The 16384-nt window shown below is 45.7% G+C and carries 18 protein-coding genes; 9 read left to right on the forward strand and 9 right to left on the reverse strand.

What is annotated here, in order from left to right; translation table 11 throughout:
- Positions 1 to 459: 459 nt before the first annotated feature.
- Genes recJ through xerD form a run of 3 tightly spaced genes read right to left on the reverse strand, consistent with a single transcriptional unit; the run spans position 460 to position 3914 of the window.
- Positions 460 to 2193 carry a single-stranded-DNA-specific exonuclease RecJ gene (recJ, locus tag ELS82_RS11150; RefSeq protein WP_134835557.1) on the reverse strand — a complete coding sequence of 578 codons (1734 nt, stop codon included), beginning with the start codon at positions 2191 to 2193 and terminating at the stop codon, positions 460 to 462.
- A gap of 38 nt (positions 2194 to 2231) precedes the next feature.
- Positions 2232 to 2978: a thioredoxin fold domain-containing protein gene (locus ELS82_RS11155; RefSeq protein ID WP_134835558.1), complete on the reverse strand. Its 747-nt coding sequence runs from the start codon at positions 2976 to 2978 to the stop codon at positions 2232 to 2234.
- Positions 2979 to 3017: 39 nt separating this feature from the next.
- A complete protein-coding gene (gene xerD, locus ELS82_RS11160; protein WP_053441248.1) occupies positions 3018 to 3914 on the reverse strand; it encodes a site-specific tyrosine recombinase XerD in 897 nt (298 codons plus the stop codon).
- A gap of 163 nt (positions 3915 to 4077) precedes the next feature.
- On the opposite strand from xerD, the gene fldB reads away from it, so the two are divergent.
- Positions 4078 to 4599: a flavodoxin FldB gene (fldB, locus tag ELS82_RS11165; RefSeq protein WP_134835559.1), complete on the forward strand. Its 522-nt coding sequence runs from the start codon at positions 4078 to 4080 to the stop codon at positions 4597 to 4599.
- Positions 4600 to 4748: 149 nt separating this feature from the next.
- Here fldB and ampD read toward each other — a convergent pair whose 3' ends face one another.
- Positions 4749 to 5294, reverse strand: a complete 546-nt coding sequence (gene ampD / locus ELS82_RS11170; protein WP_134835560.1) for a 1,6-anhydro-N-acetylmuramyl-L-alanine amidase AmpD — start codon at positions 5292 to 5294, stop codon at positions 4749 to 4751.
- A gap of 132 nt (positions 5295 to 5426) precedes the next feature.
- Here ampD and nadC point away from each other — a divergent pair, with 132 nt between their 5' ends.
- The 8 genes from nadC (at position 5427) to yacG (ending at position 12491) form a co-directional block, all read left to right on the forward strand.
- On the forward strand, positions 5427 to 6314 hold the full coding sequence (nadC, locus tag ELS82_RS11175) for a carboxylating nicotinate-nucleotide diphosphorylase (protein WP_134835561.1): 888 nt from the start codon (positions 5427 to 5429) through the stop codon (positions 6312 to 6314).
- A gap of 246 nt (positions 6315 to 6560) precedes the next feature.
- On the forward strand, positions 6561 to 6986 hold the full coding sequence (locus ELS82_RS11180; RefSeq protein WP_134835562.1) for a type IV pilin protein: 426 nt from the start codon (positions 6561 to 6563) through the stop codon (positions 6984 to 6986).
- A gap of 10 nt (positions 6987 to 6996) precedes the next feature.
- Entirely contained in the window at positions 6997 to 8688 is a 1692-nt protein-coding gene (gene pilB, locus ELS82_RS11185; protein WP_134835563.1) for a type IV-A pilus assembly ATPase PilB, read from the forward strand.
- Between the two features lie 12 nt (positions 8689 to 8700).
- A complete protein-coding gene (locus ELS82_RS11190) occupies positions 8701 to 9927 on the forward strand; it encodes a type II secretion system F family protein (protein ID WP_134835564.1) in 1227 nt (408 codons plus the stop codon).
- A 45-nt stretch (positions 9928 to 9972) separates the two neighbouring features.
- Complete coding sequence (locus ELS82_RS11195; RefSeq protein ID WP_134835565.1) at positions 9973 to 10842, forward strand: prepilin peptidase; 870 nt, start codon at positions 9973 to 9975, stop codon at positions 10840 to 10842.
- A 1-nt stretch (position 10843) separates the two neighbouring features.
- On the forward strand, positions 10844 to 11452 hold the full coding sequence (coaE, locus tag ELS82_RS11200) for a dephospho-CoA kinase (RefSeq protein WP_134835566.1): 609 nt from the start codon (positions 10844 to 10846) through the stop codon (positions 11450 to 11452).
- Between the two features lie 34 nt (positions 11453 to 11486).
- The gene (gene zapD / locus ELS82_RS11205) at positions 11487 to 12227 is read left to right on the forward strand and encodes a cell division protein ZapD (protein ID WP_134835567.1); all 741 of its coding nucleotides are present in this window, start codon (positions 11487 to 11489) and stop codon (positions 12225 to 12227) included.
- A 69-nt stretch (positions 12228 to 12296) separates the two neighbouring features.
- Positions 12297 to 12491, forward strand: a complete 195-nt coding sequence (gene yacG, locus ELS82_RS11210; protein WP_053441124.1) for a DNA gyrase inhibitor YacG — start codon at positions 12297 to 12299, stop codon at positions 12489 to 12491.
- Between the two features lie 279 nt (positions 12492 to 12770).
- Here yacG and rplS read toward each other — a convergent pair whose 3' ends face one another.
- The 5 genes from rplS to ffh all read right to left on the reverse strand — a co-directional run bounded on the left by rplS (position 12771) and on the right by ffh (position 16362).
- Entirely contained in the window at positions 12771 to 13124 is a 354-nt protein-coding gene (gene rplS / locus ELS82_RS11215; protein ID WP_004410033.1) for a 50S ribosomal protein L19, read from the reverse strand.
- Between the two features lie 48 nt (positions 13125 to 13172).
- Positions 13173 to 13922 (reverse strand): tRNA (guanosine(37)-N1)-methyltransferase TrmD, encoded by a 750-nt coding sequence (trmD, locus tag ELS82_RS11220; RefSeq protein WP_134835568.1) that lies wholly within the window; start codon positions 13920 to 13922, stop codon positions 13173 to 13175.
- Between the two features lie 27 nt (positions 13923 to 13949).
- The gene (gene rimM, locus ELS82_RS11225) at positions 13950 to 14498 is read right to left on the reverse strand and encodes a ribosome maturation factor RimM (protein WP_053441122.1); all 549 of its coding nucleotides are present in this window, start codon (positions 14496 to 14498) and stop codon (positions 13950 to 13952) included.
- Between the two features lie 26 nt (positions 14499 to 14524).
- Positions 14525 to 14773: a 30S ribosomal protein S16 gene (gene rpsP / locus ELS82_RS11230; RefSeq protein WP_004410028.1), complete on the reverse strand. Its 249-nt coding sequence runs from the start codon at positions 14771 to 14773 to the stop codon at positions 14525 to 14527.
- A 206-nt stretch (positions 14774 to 14979) separates the two neighbouring features.
- Positions 14980 to 16362, reverse strand: a complete 1383-nt coding sequence (ffh, locus tag ELS82_RS11235) for a signal recognition particle protein (RefSeq protein ID WP_134835569.1) — start codon at positions 16360 to 16362, stop codon at positions 14980 to 14982.
- Positions 16363 to 16384: the final 22 nt, after the last annotated feature.

A 16384-nucleotide genomic window follows, 5' to 3' on the forward strand; every position in this document is an offset into this window, starting at 1 on the left:
TGACAATTCAGATATCAAACCATACGAAGCAACGTCATCCTCAAGAGTGAGGCACGAACGAGTTGGGGATCTCTTAAAGCGAGTAGAAAACCTTTAGAGATTCCCTACTCACTCCTTCGTCGCTCTATGGAATGACAGTTCATATTTCAAACCATACGAAACAACGCCATCCTCAAGAGTGAGGCACGAACGAGTTGGGGAGCTCTGAAAGCGAGTAGGAAACCTTTTGAGATTCCCTACTCACTCCTTCGTCGCTCTATGGAATGACAATTCAGATATCAAACCATACGAAGCAACGTCATCCTCAAGAGTGAGGCACGAACGAGTTGGGGAGCTCTGAAAGCGAGTAGGAAACCTTTTGAGATTCCCTACTCACTCCTTCGTCGCTCTATGGAATGACTACTTATGTATCAAGTCATAATAAAGTGACTAATTTTAGGCACGAGGCATTTGTATCGACTAGCTCGCCTCAATATGATCAATCATCAATTGCAGTGACTGATTACCACGGAACTCGTTGATATCCAGCTTATAGGCGAGTCGAACGGTTTTCGCTGACGCATCTGGCCAGCGGCGTAGATCTACATTAAACGCAATACCATCAATCATAATATTGGTCGGGTGACCTTTATGCAGCGGCTCAAGCATCAGCTTTAAATGTTTTTCACCGACCAGCTTCTGATGCAACACTTTAAATTCACCATCAAACACCGGCTCTGGGAAAGCTTGTCCCCAAGGTCCACCAGCCCGCAGCATTTCAGCGGTATGCATCGAGAACTCTTCTGGCGTTAGCTCACCATCGGATAAAATCACACCTTTCAGTGCTGCTTCATCTAAGTCCTGTTTCACTGCCTCATCAAACAGCTTAGAAAAACGCTCAAAGTTACTTTCCATGATCGTCAAGCCCGCCGCCATCGCGTGGCCGCCAAACTTAACAATCAAACCTGGGTTTTGGGTATCAATGCGATCCAGTACATCGCGCATGTGCAAGCCAGGAATAGAGCGACATGAACCCTTGATGCTACCCTCTCCACCATCAGCAAATGCGATCACTGGACGATGAAATTTCTCTTTAATACGCGAAGCTAAAATGCCGATTACGCCTTGGTGCCAATCTCGCTGAAACATAACCAAACCGTGAGGCATGTTCTCACCGAATTGAAGACGCTCACAAATGGCCATCGCTTCTTGCTTCATGCCCTCTTCAATTTCTTTGCGAGTTTGGTTAAGGCCATCTAACTCACTGGCCATGCGGCGTGCAGCATGAATGTTGTTACTCAGCAGCAACTCAACACCAAATGACATGTCATCCAGTCGACCTGCAGCATTGATGCGTGGTCCTAACGCAAAACCAAAATCAGAAGCGACTAGCCTTTTGGCGTCACGCTTCGCCACTTCAATCAACGCCTGAATACCCGGGCGCGCTTTGCCTGCTCGGATACGTTGCAGCCCTTGATGAACCAAAATACGATTATTTTCATCAAGCGGTACCACGTCCGCAACGGTGCCCAATGCAACTAGATCAATCAGCTCCATCAGCTTAGGTTCAGCCATACCTTGCTGGGTAAACCATCCTGTTTTGCGCATATGGACACACAGCGCCATCATCAGATAAAAAGCGACACCAACACCCGCCAGTGCTTTTGATGGAAACGCGCATTCTTGGAGGTTTGGGTTAACCATAGCATCGACGTTGGGTAACTCATGTCCTGGCAAGTGGTGATCGGTGACCAGAACTTGCAGCCCCTTCTCTTTGGCGTAACGAACACCATCAATGGAAGAAACACCATTATCCACCGTCATAATGACTTGCGCACCAAGTTCAATCGCTTGGTCAACAACCTCAGGGCTTAGACCATAGCCATCTTCAAAGCGGTTTGGTACCAAATAATCGACATTACTCGACCCCAACATGCGCAGAGCCAGTACCGACAGCGCCGAACTCGTGGCTCCATCGGCATCAAAGTCGCCAACGACAATGATACGCTTGTTGTCTTGGATAGCATTGAACAGCAGCTCAACAGCTAGCTCAATCCCATGAAGCTTTTGATAAGAATGTAGCGAACGTGCGGTGGTTTCTAACTGCTCAAGACTATGGATACCACGCGAGATGTAAATTCGCTTCAGCAAGGCAGGTATCGTATCAGGAAGTAAGTTTAGGTCGATCTCGGGTCTACGTTGGATTTCTATCATAAAAAATATTAGAGCCTCGTGAAGAGGCTCTTTTCTGATTATTTAATTTGCTCTAGGCGCTTAATAAGTTGTGCTGGCGGTAAATAACCACCAACCATTTCGCCATTCGGCAGGAAGATAGCAGGCGTACCACTAATACCTAGCTCACGACCTAGCGTGTAATGCTGCTTGATTATCTCTTGGTACTTAGCAAAGTCTTTACCTTGCTCTGGGATCTCACGCTTTACCTTGCCGTTGTGCATCGCGGTATGCGGATCTTCTGCGCCCCAAATTGCAGCCATCTGGTCTGCAACGTCACCCGTCGCACCTTGGCGTGGGTAAGCCATGTAACGAACAGTGATGCCTAAATCGTTATAGCCTTTCATTTGGCTATGCAGACGAACACAGTAACCACAAGTAATGTCGGTAAAGACAGTCACCACGTACTTTTCGTTGTCCGCCTTAAACTCAATCATGCTGTCTTTAAACGCTTCAATCTTAGCGGCATTGATTGGGGCTTGGCGTTTCGCCAATACGTCTTCATATTGTCCGTTTTCATCTAACTTATACAGAGTACCTGCTAAGAAGTAGTCTCCGTTTGGAGAAGCAAACAAGATGCCGCCGCTGGTCTGAACTTCTACCAATCCATCAATATCAGCAGGGACAACTTCTTTCACTTCAAGACCGAGTTTTGAAAATCGCTCTTCTAGCTGGCCTTTATCAAATTTCACTTCGTTTGCTGACACGCTCTGCGCCGCCAGTAGTAATGGCAACGTAAGTAGAGTCATTCGGCGTAATACGCTCATTCAATTCACCTTAAATCAATTTAAGCTTAACTTTATCCGTTAGGCTCTCGGATGATGTTCACTATGTAGCTGTTTTAATCTCTCTGTCGCTACATGAGTATAAATTTGTGTGGTAGACAAGTCACTATGACCTAACAACATTTGCACAACCCGTAAATCTGCACCGTAGTTGAGTAAATGGGTCGCAAACGCATGGCGTAACACGTGTGGTGATAACTGCTCAGTATCAATCCCCGCAATTACCGCGTAATGCTTAATACGATGCCAAAAGGTCTGTCTGGTCATTTGTCGTGCTCGTTTACTCGGAAAAACCACGTCAGATGTAGTTTCCCCAAGTAACTCAGACCGCCCTTGTTGCAAAAAAGTTTCAATCCAATCGACAGCATTTTCGCCCATTGGAACCAAGCGCTCTTTACCACCTTTACCCGTTACCCGCACAACCCCTTGGCGCAAGCTGACATTTTCCATCGTCAAGCTAACAAGCTCGGTCACACGTAGACCAGTGGCGTACAGCAGTTCCAGCATCGCTTTGTCGCGCAATTCCATCGCATCATTGGGATCGGGCGCATCAAGCAGCGCATCAACTTGCTCTTCACTAAGATCTTTAGGCAGTCTTTTAGGCAGCTTAGGGCTGACCAATAACGCACTCGGGTCATCGCCACGGACTTTCTCACGGTGAAGGTATTGAAACAGACGACGAATGGCTGAGAGCATTCTTGCTCGAGAGGTTTGCTTATAGCCCTCATCCACCAGCCAGGCTTGGTACTCTTGCAAGCCAGATAGACTGATAAAATCCAACTTATAATTGTTTGTCGACATCCAGCGTAGCAGTTTGACCAAATCGGTACGATAAGAAGCGAGGGTATTTTCGGATAATCCGCGCTCCATCCACATCGCATCAAGAAACTGTTCCACAATGCCTTGATCGGGTGACATTTGTTCTGACACAGCACACCTCTAATTTTCGTTATGCGCTCAAATGTAAGTGCCCAACACAAATAAAGCTATAAAAATCACACCAGAGGCCGATATTCGCTGCAAAGCTCGCCAATTTGTGGTTAGAATTCACCATCAATTTTTCACGATAATAAAGAATACTATGAAAATCGCTCTATTTTACGGCTCAACCACATGCTACACAGAAATGGCGGCAGAGAAGATCCGCGACATCATTGGTGCAGATATTGTTGATATTCATAACGTTAAAGAATCTCCTCTTTCTTTGATGGCAGAGTATGATTTTCTAATCTTAGGTATCTCGACGTGGGACTTTGGTGAAATCCAAGAAGACTGGAACGAATTATGGGATCAAATCGAGGGCGTAGCGCTCGCTGGCAAAACCGTCGCTCTGTTCGGCTTAGGCGATCAAGAAGGTTATGGCGAATGGTATCTCGATGCGATGGGACTCCTACACGACGAGATTAAAAAGACCGGTGCCAATATTGTCGGTTATTGGCCAAATGACGACAGTTATGAGTTTGAAGCATCGAAAGCCCTGACTGAAAATAACACTAAGTTTGTCGGCCTAGCTCTCGATGAAGACTCACAATATGAACTCAGCGATGAGCGTATCGCAACTTGGGTTGAGCAAATTCTTGTTGAGTATCAAGAGTCGCTTTAGAAGCAAAAATATTTATAGTAAGCATCGTCTTTCCCGAGAGGGAGAAACGACCGAGCTGGGAATCTCTTAAAGCTGCAGTAAAACTCAAGAGATTCCTTACTCACTCATTCTTCGTTCTAAGAAATGACAACTCCACGGCCTAAACGGCCCTAGCAACACAACCCACTTCTAAACCTCACCCAGTCAAATACTAAGCCCGGATCAGTTTTACGCAGTGGCGCTATATATTGATGGCCAGTAATTCTCGGTAAAGTAATCAGCGGATATGTAGTTTGTATCTGCTTGGTAAGCTCAGTTAACGCCGCATATTGCTCATCGGTATAGGCGACAAAGTCGCTCCCTTCGAGCTCAATACCAATCGAATAATCATTACACTTCTCTCGGCCAGCAAAACTGGAAGCGCCTGCATGCCATGCGCGGGCAGTAAAAGGCACAAATTGCACTACCTCACCATCACGTCGAATCAAGCAATGTGCCGATACGCCCATTTGGTGAATGACTTTAAAAAATGGGTGCTCGTTAGGATCCAATTTTCCGGTAAAGAACTGCTCGATATAAGGCCCACCAAATTGACCCGGTGGCAGACTAATGTTGTGCACCACTAACAGTGAGATATCCGCCTCATCGGTTCTGTGATCATAAAACGGTGAAGGGACATGTCTTGCGTTACTGTACCAGCCTTGGTTATCAATCATTTTTCAGCTCTTTCTATCCTAATCAATGGTGATTTTATCCCTTTGACCATGAAATGCGAGATTAATGGCTGAATTTCATGCTTAGTCATCGTATCATGCCCACCACTTGTTCAACTGCGTATTAGATTTGCGATGAAAAACACACATAACAGCCAAGAACGCCTCGAATATTTGAAACAGCAACTGCCTCTAGAAATTGCTCGCACTGTTGCCGAAACGATTAGGGAAGATCTAGGTGGAACTCTAGATCCTGCTGCAGATATTACCGCAAGTCTAATTCCGGCCGACGCTCACAATGAAGCGACGCTGATCACCCGCGAACACGGTATCTTCTGTGGTAAAGCTTGGGCGGATGAAGTATTCAAACAGCTTGGCGGCGAAGTGATTATCAAGTGGAACGTCGAAGATGGTGATCGCGTTGAACCGAACCAAGTACTTTGTACCCTTTCAGGCCCAGCACGCGCGCTGCTAACCGGCGAGCGCAATGCGATGAACTTTATCCAAACGCTTTCTGGCTGCGCAACAATTACCGACCAATATGCAAAAGAGCTTGAAGGCACGGATTGTCGACTACTCGATACACGTAAAACCATTCCTGGTCTACGCAGTGCATTAAAGTATGCGGTAGCATGTGGCGGTGGCTTTAACCATCGCATTGGCGTGTTTGATGCGTACCTCATTAAAGAAAACCACATCATCGCCAATGGTGGCATTGCTCAGACGATCAAAACGGCTAAAGAGCTTAACCCTGGTAAGCCAGTAGAAGTGGAAACAGAAAGCCTTGCAGAGCTGCAAGAAGCGATTGAAGCAGGCGCAGATATCATCATGCTGGATAACTTCACTACCGACATGATGCGTGAAGCAGTCAAGATTAATGCTGGTCGCGCTGCATTAGAGAACTCAGGTAACGTGACTCTTGAGACGCTGCGTGAATACGCAGAAACAGGTGTTGACTATATCTCAGTAGGTGCACTGACTAAGCACTTGAAAGCGATGGATCTTTCGATGCGTTTTAAGTAATCAACGTTAGCGAATAGCGCTGATTATTAACTCCCAAAGCAGAGACCATTGAGTCTCTGTTTTTGTATCTCGCTAAAGTTTCCCCCATAAACTTTGCTCTCGCTCCAATGAATATGCAAAGTAAAATCAAATAACGTAGCAAGTTTCCACAATCAGCTCGGAAAGCCCTAAGCCAGCGTTATCTTCACTGATATATAGTGATTATCCTCTCTCCCACTTTTCGCATTTCGTCCATGGAGAGAAATAATGCAACCTAAACAACACCGCAAGCAGACGGGCTTTACCCTGATTGAGCTGATGATTGTTGTCGCCATCATTGGCGTACTGGCAACCATTGCTATCCCGGCCTATACCGACTACGTCAAAAAGTCCGAAGCAGCCTCAGCTTTGGCAACGCTCAAATCTCTTATTACCCCCGCTGAGCTTTTCTACCAAGAAAATGGCACCATCTCTGCAGCCACATTGGCTCAGCTAGGTACAGCCAGTGGCGTCAATAAGTTAGGCACTCTCGCGTCAGAACTGGCGAGTTCAGGTTCTACGCCGACACTTAAGTTTACCTTTGGCTCTGACAGCTCAATGACCAGCTCAGAAGTTCTCACCTACTCTCGCGATAGTGCCAGTGGATGGAGCTGTAGCGCAACTAGCACAGTTCCACCTTTAACCGGATGTTAGAAAGCAAACTATGCTAACCAACCTTCCTTCTATCTTGCGCCAAGCTCAACTCATCGACACGGCGCAAGAAGCCCAACTGGTTGAATACGTAAAAGCTTCAGGCGTATCTGTGCCTGAAGCTGTGCTTGAGTTGCGTCTCATTGAACATCTCGAGCTCACCAAACAACTCTCGCTGATTTTTGGTCTGCCAGAAACAACGCTCAGTCAGTTTAACTACCAATCTCTGTGTCATAAGCTTGGCTTAAGAGAGCTTATCAGCCGCTTTCAAGCATTACCTATCAATCAAACTTCACAGCTTTTAACTCTAGCCGTCGCCGACCCGACCAATTTGATAATTGAAGATGAATTTCGCTTTGCAACTGGGGTGCAAGTCGAGCTTGTCTTGGCTGATATAAAACAACTGCAAGGGGCGATTCGTCAAGTCTATGGTCAGGCGATTGTCGGAGAAATCTTGAGCAACAACAAAGAACTCAATGAACAACAGCTTGCCTCACTGGTCCAAGTCTCTGCAGATGAGCTATCAAACATAGAAGACCTGAGTACCGATGAAGCGCCAATCAGCCGCTTCATTCATCAAGTCTTGCTTGATGCCGTGCGAAAGCGGGCGTCTGATGTTCATTTCGAACCCTATGAGCACCTTTACCGAGTTCGGCTACGTTGCGATGGCATTTTGGTTGAAACTCAGCAACCTGCCCACCACCTTAATCGCCGCCTTGCTGCACGACTAAAAATACTCGCCAAGCTCGATATCGCCGAAAAACGCTTACCTCAAGATGGGCGAATTAAACTCAAGCTGAATTCAGAGACCTCGGTGGATATGCGAGTCTCGACCTTACCTACACAATGGGGAGAAAAAATTGTTCTGCGCATTTTAGACAGCAGCAGTGCAAGCCTCGACATCGATAATCTCGGCTATAACGCTCAGCAGCAAGCGCTGTACTTGTCCGCTTTAAGCAAGCCACAGGGGATGATTTTAATAACTGGGCCGACAGGTAGTGGCAAAACCACCTCACTCTACACTGGGCTGCAAATTCTCAATACCAGCGAGGTGAATATCGCCACCGCCGAAGACCCAATAGAAATCAACCTAGCCGGAATCAACCAAGTACAAGTCCAGCCACAAATCGGCTTTAACTTTTCGCAGGCACTGCGTGCTTTTCTTCGTCAAGACCCAGATGTGGTGATGGTTGGCGAAATTCGCGACTTGGAAACCGCCGAAGTTGCCGTTAAAGCGGCTCAAACAGGTCATTTGGTGCTATCTACCCTGCATACCAATTCCGCCGCTGAGAGCGTGGTTAGAATGCGCAATATGGGCATTGAAGCATTTAATATCGCATCCTCATTGAGCTTAATCATTGCCCAGCGTCTGGCGAGAAAACTCTGCCGCCACTGCAAGCAGCCAACCACTCTGCCTCCCCCATTGGAACAACAGCTGAACCTTACTCCTGAGAGCGTGATTTATCAGGCCAATAAGCGAGGCTGCAGTGAATGCAACCAAGGCTACTCAGGACGGACAGGGATCTATGAAGTGATGGCCTTTAACCACTGCCTTACACAAGCTGTCAGTGAAGGTTTAACGGTAGAACAACTCGAGGCTCTCGCCAAACAGCAAGGTATGCAGACCTTAAAAGAGTCTGGTATTGAAAAACTTCTTGCGGGAATAACCAGCTATCACGAGTTGCAGCGAGTGCTCTACATTTAACAGGGAATAAAAATGGCAAAGCGCTCACAAGCTCAATTAAAAAACTATCGTTGGAAAGGTACTCATCGCTCAGGCAAGCGAGTCTCCGGTCAACTGCTGGCGTTAAATGAAACCGAAGTGAGGGATAAGCTTAAGCAACAAAAGATAAGAATTAGAAGACTCAAGGCGAAGCGGATTTCCACCTTTACTCGTTTAGCTCAGCGAGTAACAAGCAAAGATGTCACGCTGTTAACTCGCCAGCTTGCGACCATGCTCGCTACAGGGGTGCCAATCATCCATGCTCTAAAACTGGTGGCCGATAACCACCGTAAAGCGGAAATGAAATCGATACTGGCGCACATTTCCAAAGCGGTTGAGTCAGGTACGCCAGTATCAAAAGCAATGCACACTTCAAGTCGCCACTTTGACAGTTTATATGTTGACCTTGTCACAACGGGAGAACAAACCGGCAATCTTGCTGAGGCCTTTGAGCGCATTGCCATCTATCGAGAAAAGTCAGAGCGGCTCAAAGCAAAAGTCATTAAGGCTTTAATTTACCCCTGTATGGTTGTCGTCACCGCGCTAACGGTGTCCTACCTAATGCTTACTATGGTCATTCCTCAATTTGAATCGATGTTTAAAGACTTTGGTGCGGACCTGCCATGGTTTACCGAAAAGGTTCTGCAGCTCTCTTATTTCACTCAAACTTACGGCTCGATCATATTCTTGGCTCTAGGGGGCTTGGTCTTCATTATGAGTCAAATCAGTAAGCGCTCTTCTCACGCACGTTTGGCCGCGAGTCGACTGGGACTAAAAATACCAATAATTGGCGCTGTCATGGGCAAGGCTTCGATCGCAAAGTTCAGCCGTACATTAGCAACTAGCTTAAACGCAGGCATCCCAATTCTTAGTTGCTTAACTAGCTCAGCCAAAACAGCGGACAACACTTATTATCAACAGGCTATTGAGCGTATTTATGATGATACCGCGGCCGGAGTACCTATCTATATTGCTATGCGTAACTCAAACTGTTTTCCAGAGATGATCTTGCAGATGGTGATGATTGGCGAAGAATCGGGACGCTTAGATGAAATGCTCAACAAAGTAGCCGCCATCTATGAGTTTGAAGTGGAGAATACCGTCGATAACCTTGGCAAGGTGCTAGAACCTATGATTATTGTTTTTCTTGGCGTAGTCGTGGGCGGATTAGTGATCGCAATGTACCTGCCTATCTTTAACTTAATGAGTGTCTTAGGATAATATACAAATCAACACTCTTTACTGGCGACCAAGCTGCACCTATTTATGGATATTTTTTATTATTACCCTTGGCTATTTCCTGTATTGGCCGCTATCTTCGGTCTGATAATAGGCAGCTTCCTTAATGTCGTCATCCACCGTCTACCAATCATGATGGAGCGTGAGTGGCGCAAAGAGTGCGCGGAAAGCTTCCCTGAGTATAAAATTGAGCCGCCACAAGGCACTTATAACCTAAGCATTCCAGCTTCTACCTGCCCAAAATGCGACACCCGCATTCGCATTATCGATAATATCCCAGTCATTAGCTGGCTACTACTGAGGGGGAAGTGCCATCAGTGCAGCAATAAAATTAGTGCTCGCTATCCGCTTGTCGAGCTACTGAGCGGAGTAATGTCCTTGATGGTGGCGTATCAGTTTGGTTTTAGCTTCTATGCAATATGCCTGATCTTTTTCACCTTTGTGCTCATCTCCGCCACCTTTATCGACCTAGATACCATGTTGCTACCGGATCAGTTAACTCTGCCACTAACCTGGGCTGGTATTGCTTTAGCGCTTATTGGTATCAGTCCTGTATCACTGCAAGATGCCGTTATCGGCGCTATTGCTGGGTACTTGGCTCTCTGGGTTGTCTATTGGGCGTTTAAGCTCACGACAGGCAAAGAAGGCATGGGCTATGGCGATTTTAAATTACTCGCCGCTTTGGGCGCTTGGTTAGGCTGGCAATACCTGCCTATGATCATTTTGCTCTCTTCATTGGTTGGTCTGGTGTTTGGATTGATTCAATTACGACTCAAGCGTCAAGGTATTGATAAAGCCTTCCCGTTTGGCCCTTACCTCGCCATTGCCGGTTGGATCAGTTTAATGTGGGGCGACCTTATCCTTGATTGGTATTTAGGCAACTTTGTAGGTATCTAATATGGCTTTAGTGATTGGATTAACTGGTGGAATTGCCAGTGGTAAAACAACCGTAGCGAACCTTTTCAATCAAGAGTTTGGTATTGAGATTGTTGATGCTGATATTGTCGCTAGACAAGTTGTTGAGCCCGGCACTCCTGGACTCAATGCCATTTCAGAGCAGTTTGGCGATCAAGTGATTCAAAAGGACGGTACGCTAGATCGAGCACAGCTCAGAGAAATCATATTTAGCCAGCCAGAAAGTAAAACGTGGTTAAACCAACTGCTGCACCCAATGATTAGAACGCAAATGCTTGATGAGCTTATTAAGGTTCAATCTGCCTATGCACTGCTGGTCATTCCATTAATGGTCGAAAACAACCTACAATCTTTGGCAGATAAGATTTTGGTTGTCGACGTCGATGAAGAAACTCAGATCCAACGCACCGTAGAACGTGATAAGGTAGACGCATCTCAAGCGAAATCTATCCTAGCCTCTCAAGCAAGCCGAGAGCAACGACTGGCCATTGCTGACTATGTGATTAAAAATGATACAAAAAACCAAAAACTTTTGCCTCAAATCACAGAATTGCACCAAAAGTTCCTAGAAATATGCAGTGAAAATCTGTGAGAATAGGATGACAAGAACCCAGAGCTGCATATTAATGACAACCCACTACTTCGAACACCCACTCAATGAAAAGACCCGTATTTACCTGAGAGTAGAAGCCCTGCTCAATCAGCTAAATATTGCGGCGAAGTTTAGTGACGACATGCAGCACCTGACCTTCTATCGTTCTCTGTTTGATATCGTCGAAATCTTCGAGCAAATTCAACTTAAGAGTGAATTGGCTAAAGATATCGAAAAGCAGCGTCTTGCTTACCGCTCTTGGCTTAATGTCGAAGGTGTCGATCAAGCAATGCTGAAAAATGTGTTAAGCGAAGTTGATGCTGCGCACGCAGGCTTAATGGGTGCAGAACGTTTCGGCCAAAGTTTAAAAGAAGATCGTTTCTTAAGTGCCATCCGCCAACGTTTCAATTTACCAGGCGGCTCATGTTGTTTTGACTTACCTGCGCTGCATCACTGGCTACACCTACCTATCGAGAAAAAGCGTGCCGATGCGAACAAATGGTTAAGCTCGTTAGAGCCTCTATCAATCGCTCTAAAACAGTGGCTCAAACTCACCCGTGAAACCGGTCATTTCCGTGCAATCCAGGCTAAATCTGGCTTTTACCAAAGTGATGCTGAAGACGCGAATATTCTCCGTCTAGAACTGCCCGTTCATTATGGGGTATATCCGATGATTTCCGGCCACAAGAATCGCTTTGCGATTAAGTTTATCGAGTTTGAATCAGGCCAAGCCTCAACTGCCGAGATTGACTTCAAATTAGCAGTTTGCTGCTAATCCACCCCGAATATTCTTATTATTCCTAGTATACTAGCGATATCGTTCGCCTTAAGTTAGAGAATTACCATGTCAAAAATTACCATAGTGCCATGTCCGCAATGTGGCCAAGACGTTCCTTGGGGCGAGCAAAGCCCTTTCCGTCCATTCTGTAGTAAGCAGTGTCAAATGATCGATTTTGGCGAGTGGGCTGATGAAGAAAACACAATTCCAGGCGCACCTGATATGTCTGATTCAGATGGTTGGTCAGAAGACCAGTATTAAGCCGCCAATAGCGAAGAGATGAAGCCTTAAAGAGCTGATGTAAAAACATCGGCTCTTTTTATTTTTGCAGAAGTCATCCTCTGGACAAGGTATTAGTGAATGGAGATATTTGATAGCGAGTTAAGCATCTTTAGAGATTCCCTACTCTCTCCTTCGTCGCTCTATGGAATGACCGCTAGGGTTAAGCAAAGTGGAATACTATCACCTGCCAAAAGCACTAAATAAAAAAGCGGAGGCCTAAAGGCCTCCGCTAATACTATGAGAACGCTAGTTATAGCATTACTTCTTAGCAAGTTTCTCTTTGATACGAGCTGACTTACCAGAACGCTCACGTAGGTAGTACAACTTGGCACGACGTACTGCACCACGGCGTTTAACTTCAATGCTATCAACCATTGGAGAGTGAGTTTGGAACGTACGCTCTACGCCTTCACCGTTAGAAATCTTACGTACAGTGAATGCAGAGTGTAGACCACGGTTACGGATTGCGATTACAACGCCTTCGAAAGCCTGTAGACGCTCACGGTCACCTTCTTTTACCTTAACTTGAACAACAACTGTGTCACCAGGTGCGTAGTTAGGTAGGTCTTTTTTCATTTGCTCTTCTTCAAGAGCTTTGATGATGTTACTCATTTTTTATATTCCTAGAATAAACTGATACTAAATTTAATAGGTTACTGCTTACTTGTTATCAGAGCGGTGCTCTTTGATAAATTCGGCCAGTAATTGTTCCTGTTCGTCAGTCAGAGCTAGGTTTTCCAGGAGTTCTGGTCTTCTAAGCCAAGTACGGCCTAACGACTGTTTAAGTCGCCAGTGACGAATATCCTTATGGTTACCAGACTTGAGTACCGCAGGTACTTCTTTACCGTCTAACACCTCAGGACGCGTATAGTGTGGGCAATCGAGTAAGCCATTCGCAAAAGAGTCTTCTTCTGCTGACGCAAAATCTCCAAGCACTCCCGGAATAAACCGAGACACTGAGTCAATTAACGTCATGGCTGGGATTTCCCCACCTGTCATCACAAAATCCCCAATTGACCATTCTTCGTCAACTTCAGATTGAATGATGCGCTCATCTACCCCTTCATAGCGACCACAAATCAGAAGCAAGTTCTGATTTGTTGCCAACTCTTCGACTCCTTTTTGGTCGAGCTTGCGACCTTGAGGAGAAAGATAGATGACTTTCGTCTTACCTGGTGAGGCTTGCTTAGCTGTATGAATAGCATCGCGCAAAGGCTGTACCATCATCAGCATACCTGGGCCACCACCATAAGGTCTGTCATCAACAGTGCGATGTTTGTCGTGCGTGAAATCACGAGGATTCCAAGTCTTAATCGACAAAAGACCTTTTTTAACCGCTTGACCTGTTACTCCAAAATCGGTAACAGAACGGAACATTTCAGGAAATAGGCTTATTACGCCAACCCACATGTTTATCTCGCTCTGAATATTTGGAGTTTAGAATCCAGGATCCCAGTCAACTTCGATCCGTTGAGCTTCGCGATCAATATTTTTGATCACTTGCTCTTCAAGGAACGGAATTAATCGTTCCTTTTGCCCGAAAGCATCTTTAAGATTTGCTTTAATTACCAAAACATCGTTGGAGCCAGTTTCTAGCATGTCAGAGACAGTACCTAGATCGTAACCTTTATCAGTTACTACTTGCATTCCAATCAAATCACGCCAATAGAACTCGTCTGATGGCAATTCTGGTAATACCGCAGGGTCAATTAGAATCTCAAAGTTTGTCAGTAATTGCGCTTCTTCGCGCACATCCAGACCTTCCAGCTTTACCACCAAACCTTTGTTATGGCGCTTCCAGCTTTCTGCTTTGTATTCAACCCACTGACCACCTTGGTTAATCCACCAAGGAGCGTAATCAAATATGCTTTCAGCATTGTCTGTGTAGGATAAAACTTTAAGCCATCCACGAATGCCGTAAGAAGCACCGAACTTACCCACAACAATCTTGTTATCGCTCATCGTTTCATTACCTTTCATCGACATAAGCTAATTTCTTCTTTTGGTAAGAATTAAGCCGCTTTTTGAGCGTCTTTAACTAGCTTAGCAACGCGGTCAGATAGAGATGCGCCTTGACCAACCCAGTGGTTAACGCGATCTAGGTCTAGACGTAGACCTTCTTCTTGACCTTGAGCTGTTGGGTTAAAGAAACCAACTTTCTCGATGAAACGGCCAGTTGCTGCATTGCGGCTGTCCGCTACTACGATTTGATAAAATGGACGCTTCTTAGCGCCGTGACGTGCCAAACGAATGGTTACCATGTCGTCCTCTTTGCTTCTCAAAAATAAAATTAACCCCAGAGATCATTTACTGCTAAATGATTTGGGGCTCGTGCCAAAATAAAGCTCCGGAATTTTACTCTTATTCCGGAGCAATGCAAGGTCTTTAGCTACTTTTTCACCAACATAAAACTGGTTTTAAGTTTGTGAGCTAGCTAACACCTTGAAATTTTTATCGCTAGACGAAATTAACGACCGAATGGATTAAAGCCACCGCCGCCGCCCATGCCGCCCATCATGCCTTGCATGTTGCGCATCATGCCTTTCATGCCACCTTTCTGCATCTTCTTCATCATCTTCTGCATTTGGGTGAACTGCTTCAGCAATCGGTTTACGTCTTGTACTTGAGTACCAGAACCCGCTGCAATACGCTTCTTACGCGAACCTTTGATCAATTCAGGGCGCTGACGCTCTTTCATCGTCATTGAGTTGATGATCGCTTCCATCTGCTTAAACATCTTATCGTCAACTTTATCTTTCACGTTGTCCGGTAGATTGTTCATGCCTGGCAGCTTATCCATCATGCCCATCATGCCGCCCATGTTTTGCATTTGTCCTAGCTGCTCACGGAAGTCTTCAAGGTCAAAACCTTTCTTCTCTTTGAACTTCTTAGCCAGTTTCTCTGCTTTTTCGGTATCGACATTACGCTGAAGGTCTTCAATCAGTGACAGTACGTCACCCATACCAAGAATACGTGAAGCAACACGATCTGGGTGGAACGGTTCTAGTGCATCAGTTTTTTCACCAACACCTAAGAACTTAATCGGTTTACCTGTGATATGACGAACAGATAGCGCAGCACCACCACGCGCATCACCATCGACTTTGGTTAGAACCACACCCGTTAGTGGTAGGGTATCGCCAAAAGCTTTTGCCGTATTCGCCGCATCTTGACCTGTCATTGCATCAACAACGAATAGCGTCTCAACTGGTTTAATTGCACTATGTAGCTGTTGAATTTCAGCCATCATATGCTCATCAACCGCTAAACGACCTGCGGTATCGACAATAAGCACGTCGTAGAATTTCTTCTTCGCGTGGTCAATCGCTGCGTTAGCAATATCGATAGGCTTCTGATCGGCTGTCGATGGGAAGAAGTCTACACCAACATCAGTGGCCAATGTTTCTAACTGTTTAATCGCCGCCGGGCGGTAAACGTCGGCAGAAACAACCAAAACTTTCTTTTTATCACGCTCTGTTAAAAGTTTGGATAGCTTACCTACAGAGGTCGTTTTACCTGCACCCTGCAGACCGGCTATTAAGATCACAGCTGGCGGTTGAGCAGCTAAGTTAAGAGCTTCGTTAGACTCTCCCATTACTGCTTCTAGCTCAGATTGAACAATCTTAATGAACTCTTGTCCTGGCGTTAGAGATTTCGACACCTCTACACCCACTGCACTCTCTTTAATACGTTTAATAAAGTCACGTACTACAGGCAGTGCTACGTCAGCTTCAAGAAGTGCCATGCGCACTTCGCGCAACGTATCTTTAATATTATCTTCGGTCAGTCGACCTTTACCGCTGATGTTTTTCAGCGTTTTGGATAATCGATCCGTTAAATTCTCAAACATCTTTGTCTCTTTACCTAGACGG

It is taken from the genome of Vibrio ouci, from assembly GCF_004551525.1.
Classification (GTDB): Bacteria; Pseudomonadota; Gammaproteobacteria; order Enterobacterales; family Vibrionaceae; genus Vibrio; species Vibrio ouci.

Coding starts and splice junctions, on each gene's coding strand:
- ELS82_RS11180 (WP_134835562.1), top strand. CDS start 6,561: ATGCAACCTAAACAACACCGCAAGCAGACGGGCTTTACCCTGATTGAG.
- coaE (WP_134835566.1), top strand. CDS start 10,844: ATGGCTTTAGTGATTGGATTAACTGGTGGAATTGCCAGTGGTAAAACA.
- fldB (WP_134835559.1), top strand. CDS start 4,078: ATGAAAATCGCTCTATTTTACGGCTCAACCACATGCTACACAGAAATG.
- rplS (WP_004410033.1), bottom strand. CDS start 13,124: ATGAGTAACATCATCAAAGCTCTTGAAGAAGAGCAAATGAAAAAAGAC.
- pilB (WP_134835563.1), top strand. CDS start 6,997: ATGCTAACCAACCTTCCTTCTATCTTGCGCCAAGCTCAACTCATCGAC.
- nadC (WP_134835561.1), top strand. CDS start 5,427: ATGAAAAACACACATAACAGCCAAGAACGCCTCGAATATTTGAAACAG.
- ELS82_RS11195 (WP_134835565.1), top strand. CDS start 9,973: ATGGATATTTTTTATTATTACCCTTGGCTATTTCCTGTATTGGCCGCT.
- yacG (WP_053441124.1), top strand. CDS start 12,297: ATGTCAAAAATTACCATAGTGCCATGTCCGCAATGTGGCCAAGACGTT.
- rpsP (WP_004410028.1), bottom strand. CDS start 14,773: ATGGTAACCATTCGTTTGGCACGTCACGGCGCTAAGAAGCGTCCATTT.
- ELS82_RS11190 (WP_134835564.1), top strand. CDS start 8,701: ATGGCAAAGCGCTCACAAGCTCAATTAAAAAACTATCGTTGGAAAGGT.
- xerD (WP_053441248.1), bottom strand. CDS start 3,914: ATGTCACCCGATCAAGGCATTGTGGAACAGTTTCTTGATGCGATGTGG.
- zapD (WP_134835567.1), top strand. CDS start 11,487: ATGACAACCCACTACTTCGAACACCCACTCAATGAAAAGACCCGTATT.
- rimM (WP_053441122.1), bottom strand. CDS start 14,498: ATGTCGATGAAAGGTAATGAAACGATGAGCGATAACAAGATTGTTGTG.
- recJ (WP_134835557.1), bottom strand. CDS start 2,193: ATGATAGAAATCCAACGTAGACCCGAGATCGACCTAAACTTACTTCCT.
- trmD (WP_134835568.1), bottom strand. CDS start 13,922: ATGTGGGTTGGCGTAATAAGCCTATTTCCTGAAATGTTCCGTTCTGTT.
- ELS82_RS11155 (WP_134835558.1), bottom strand. CDS start 2,978: ATGAGCGTATTACGCCGAATGACTCTACTTACGTTGCCATTACTACTG.
- ampD (WP_134835560.1), bottom strand. CDS start 5,294: ATGATTGATAACCAAGGCTGGTACAGTAACGCAAGACATGTCCCTTCA.
- ffh (WP_134835569.1), bottom strand. CDS start 16,362: ATGTTTGAGAATTTAACGGATCGATTATCCAAAACGCTGAAAAACATC.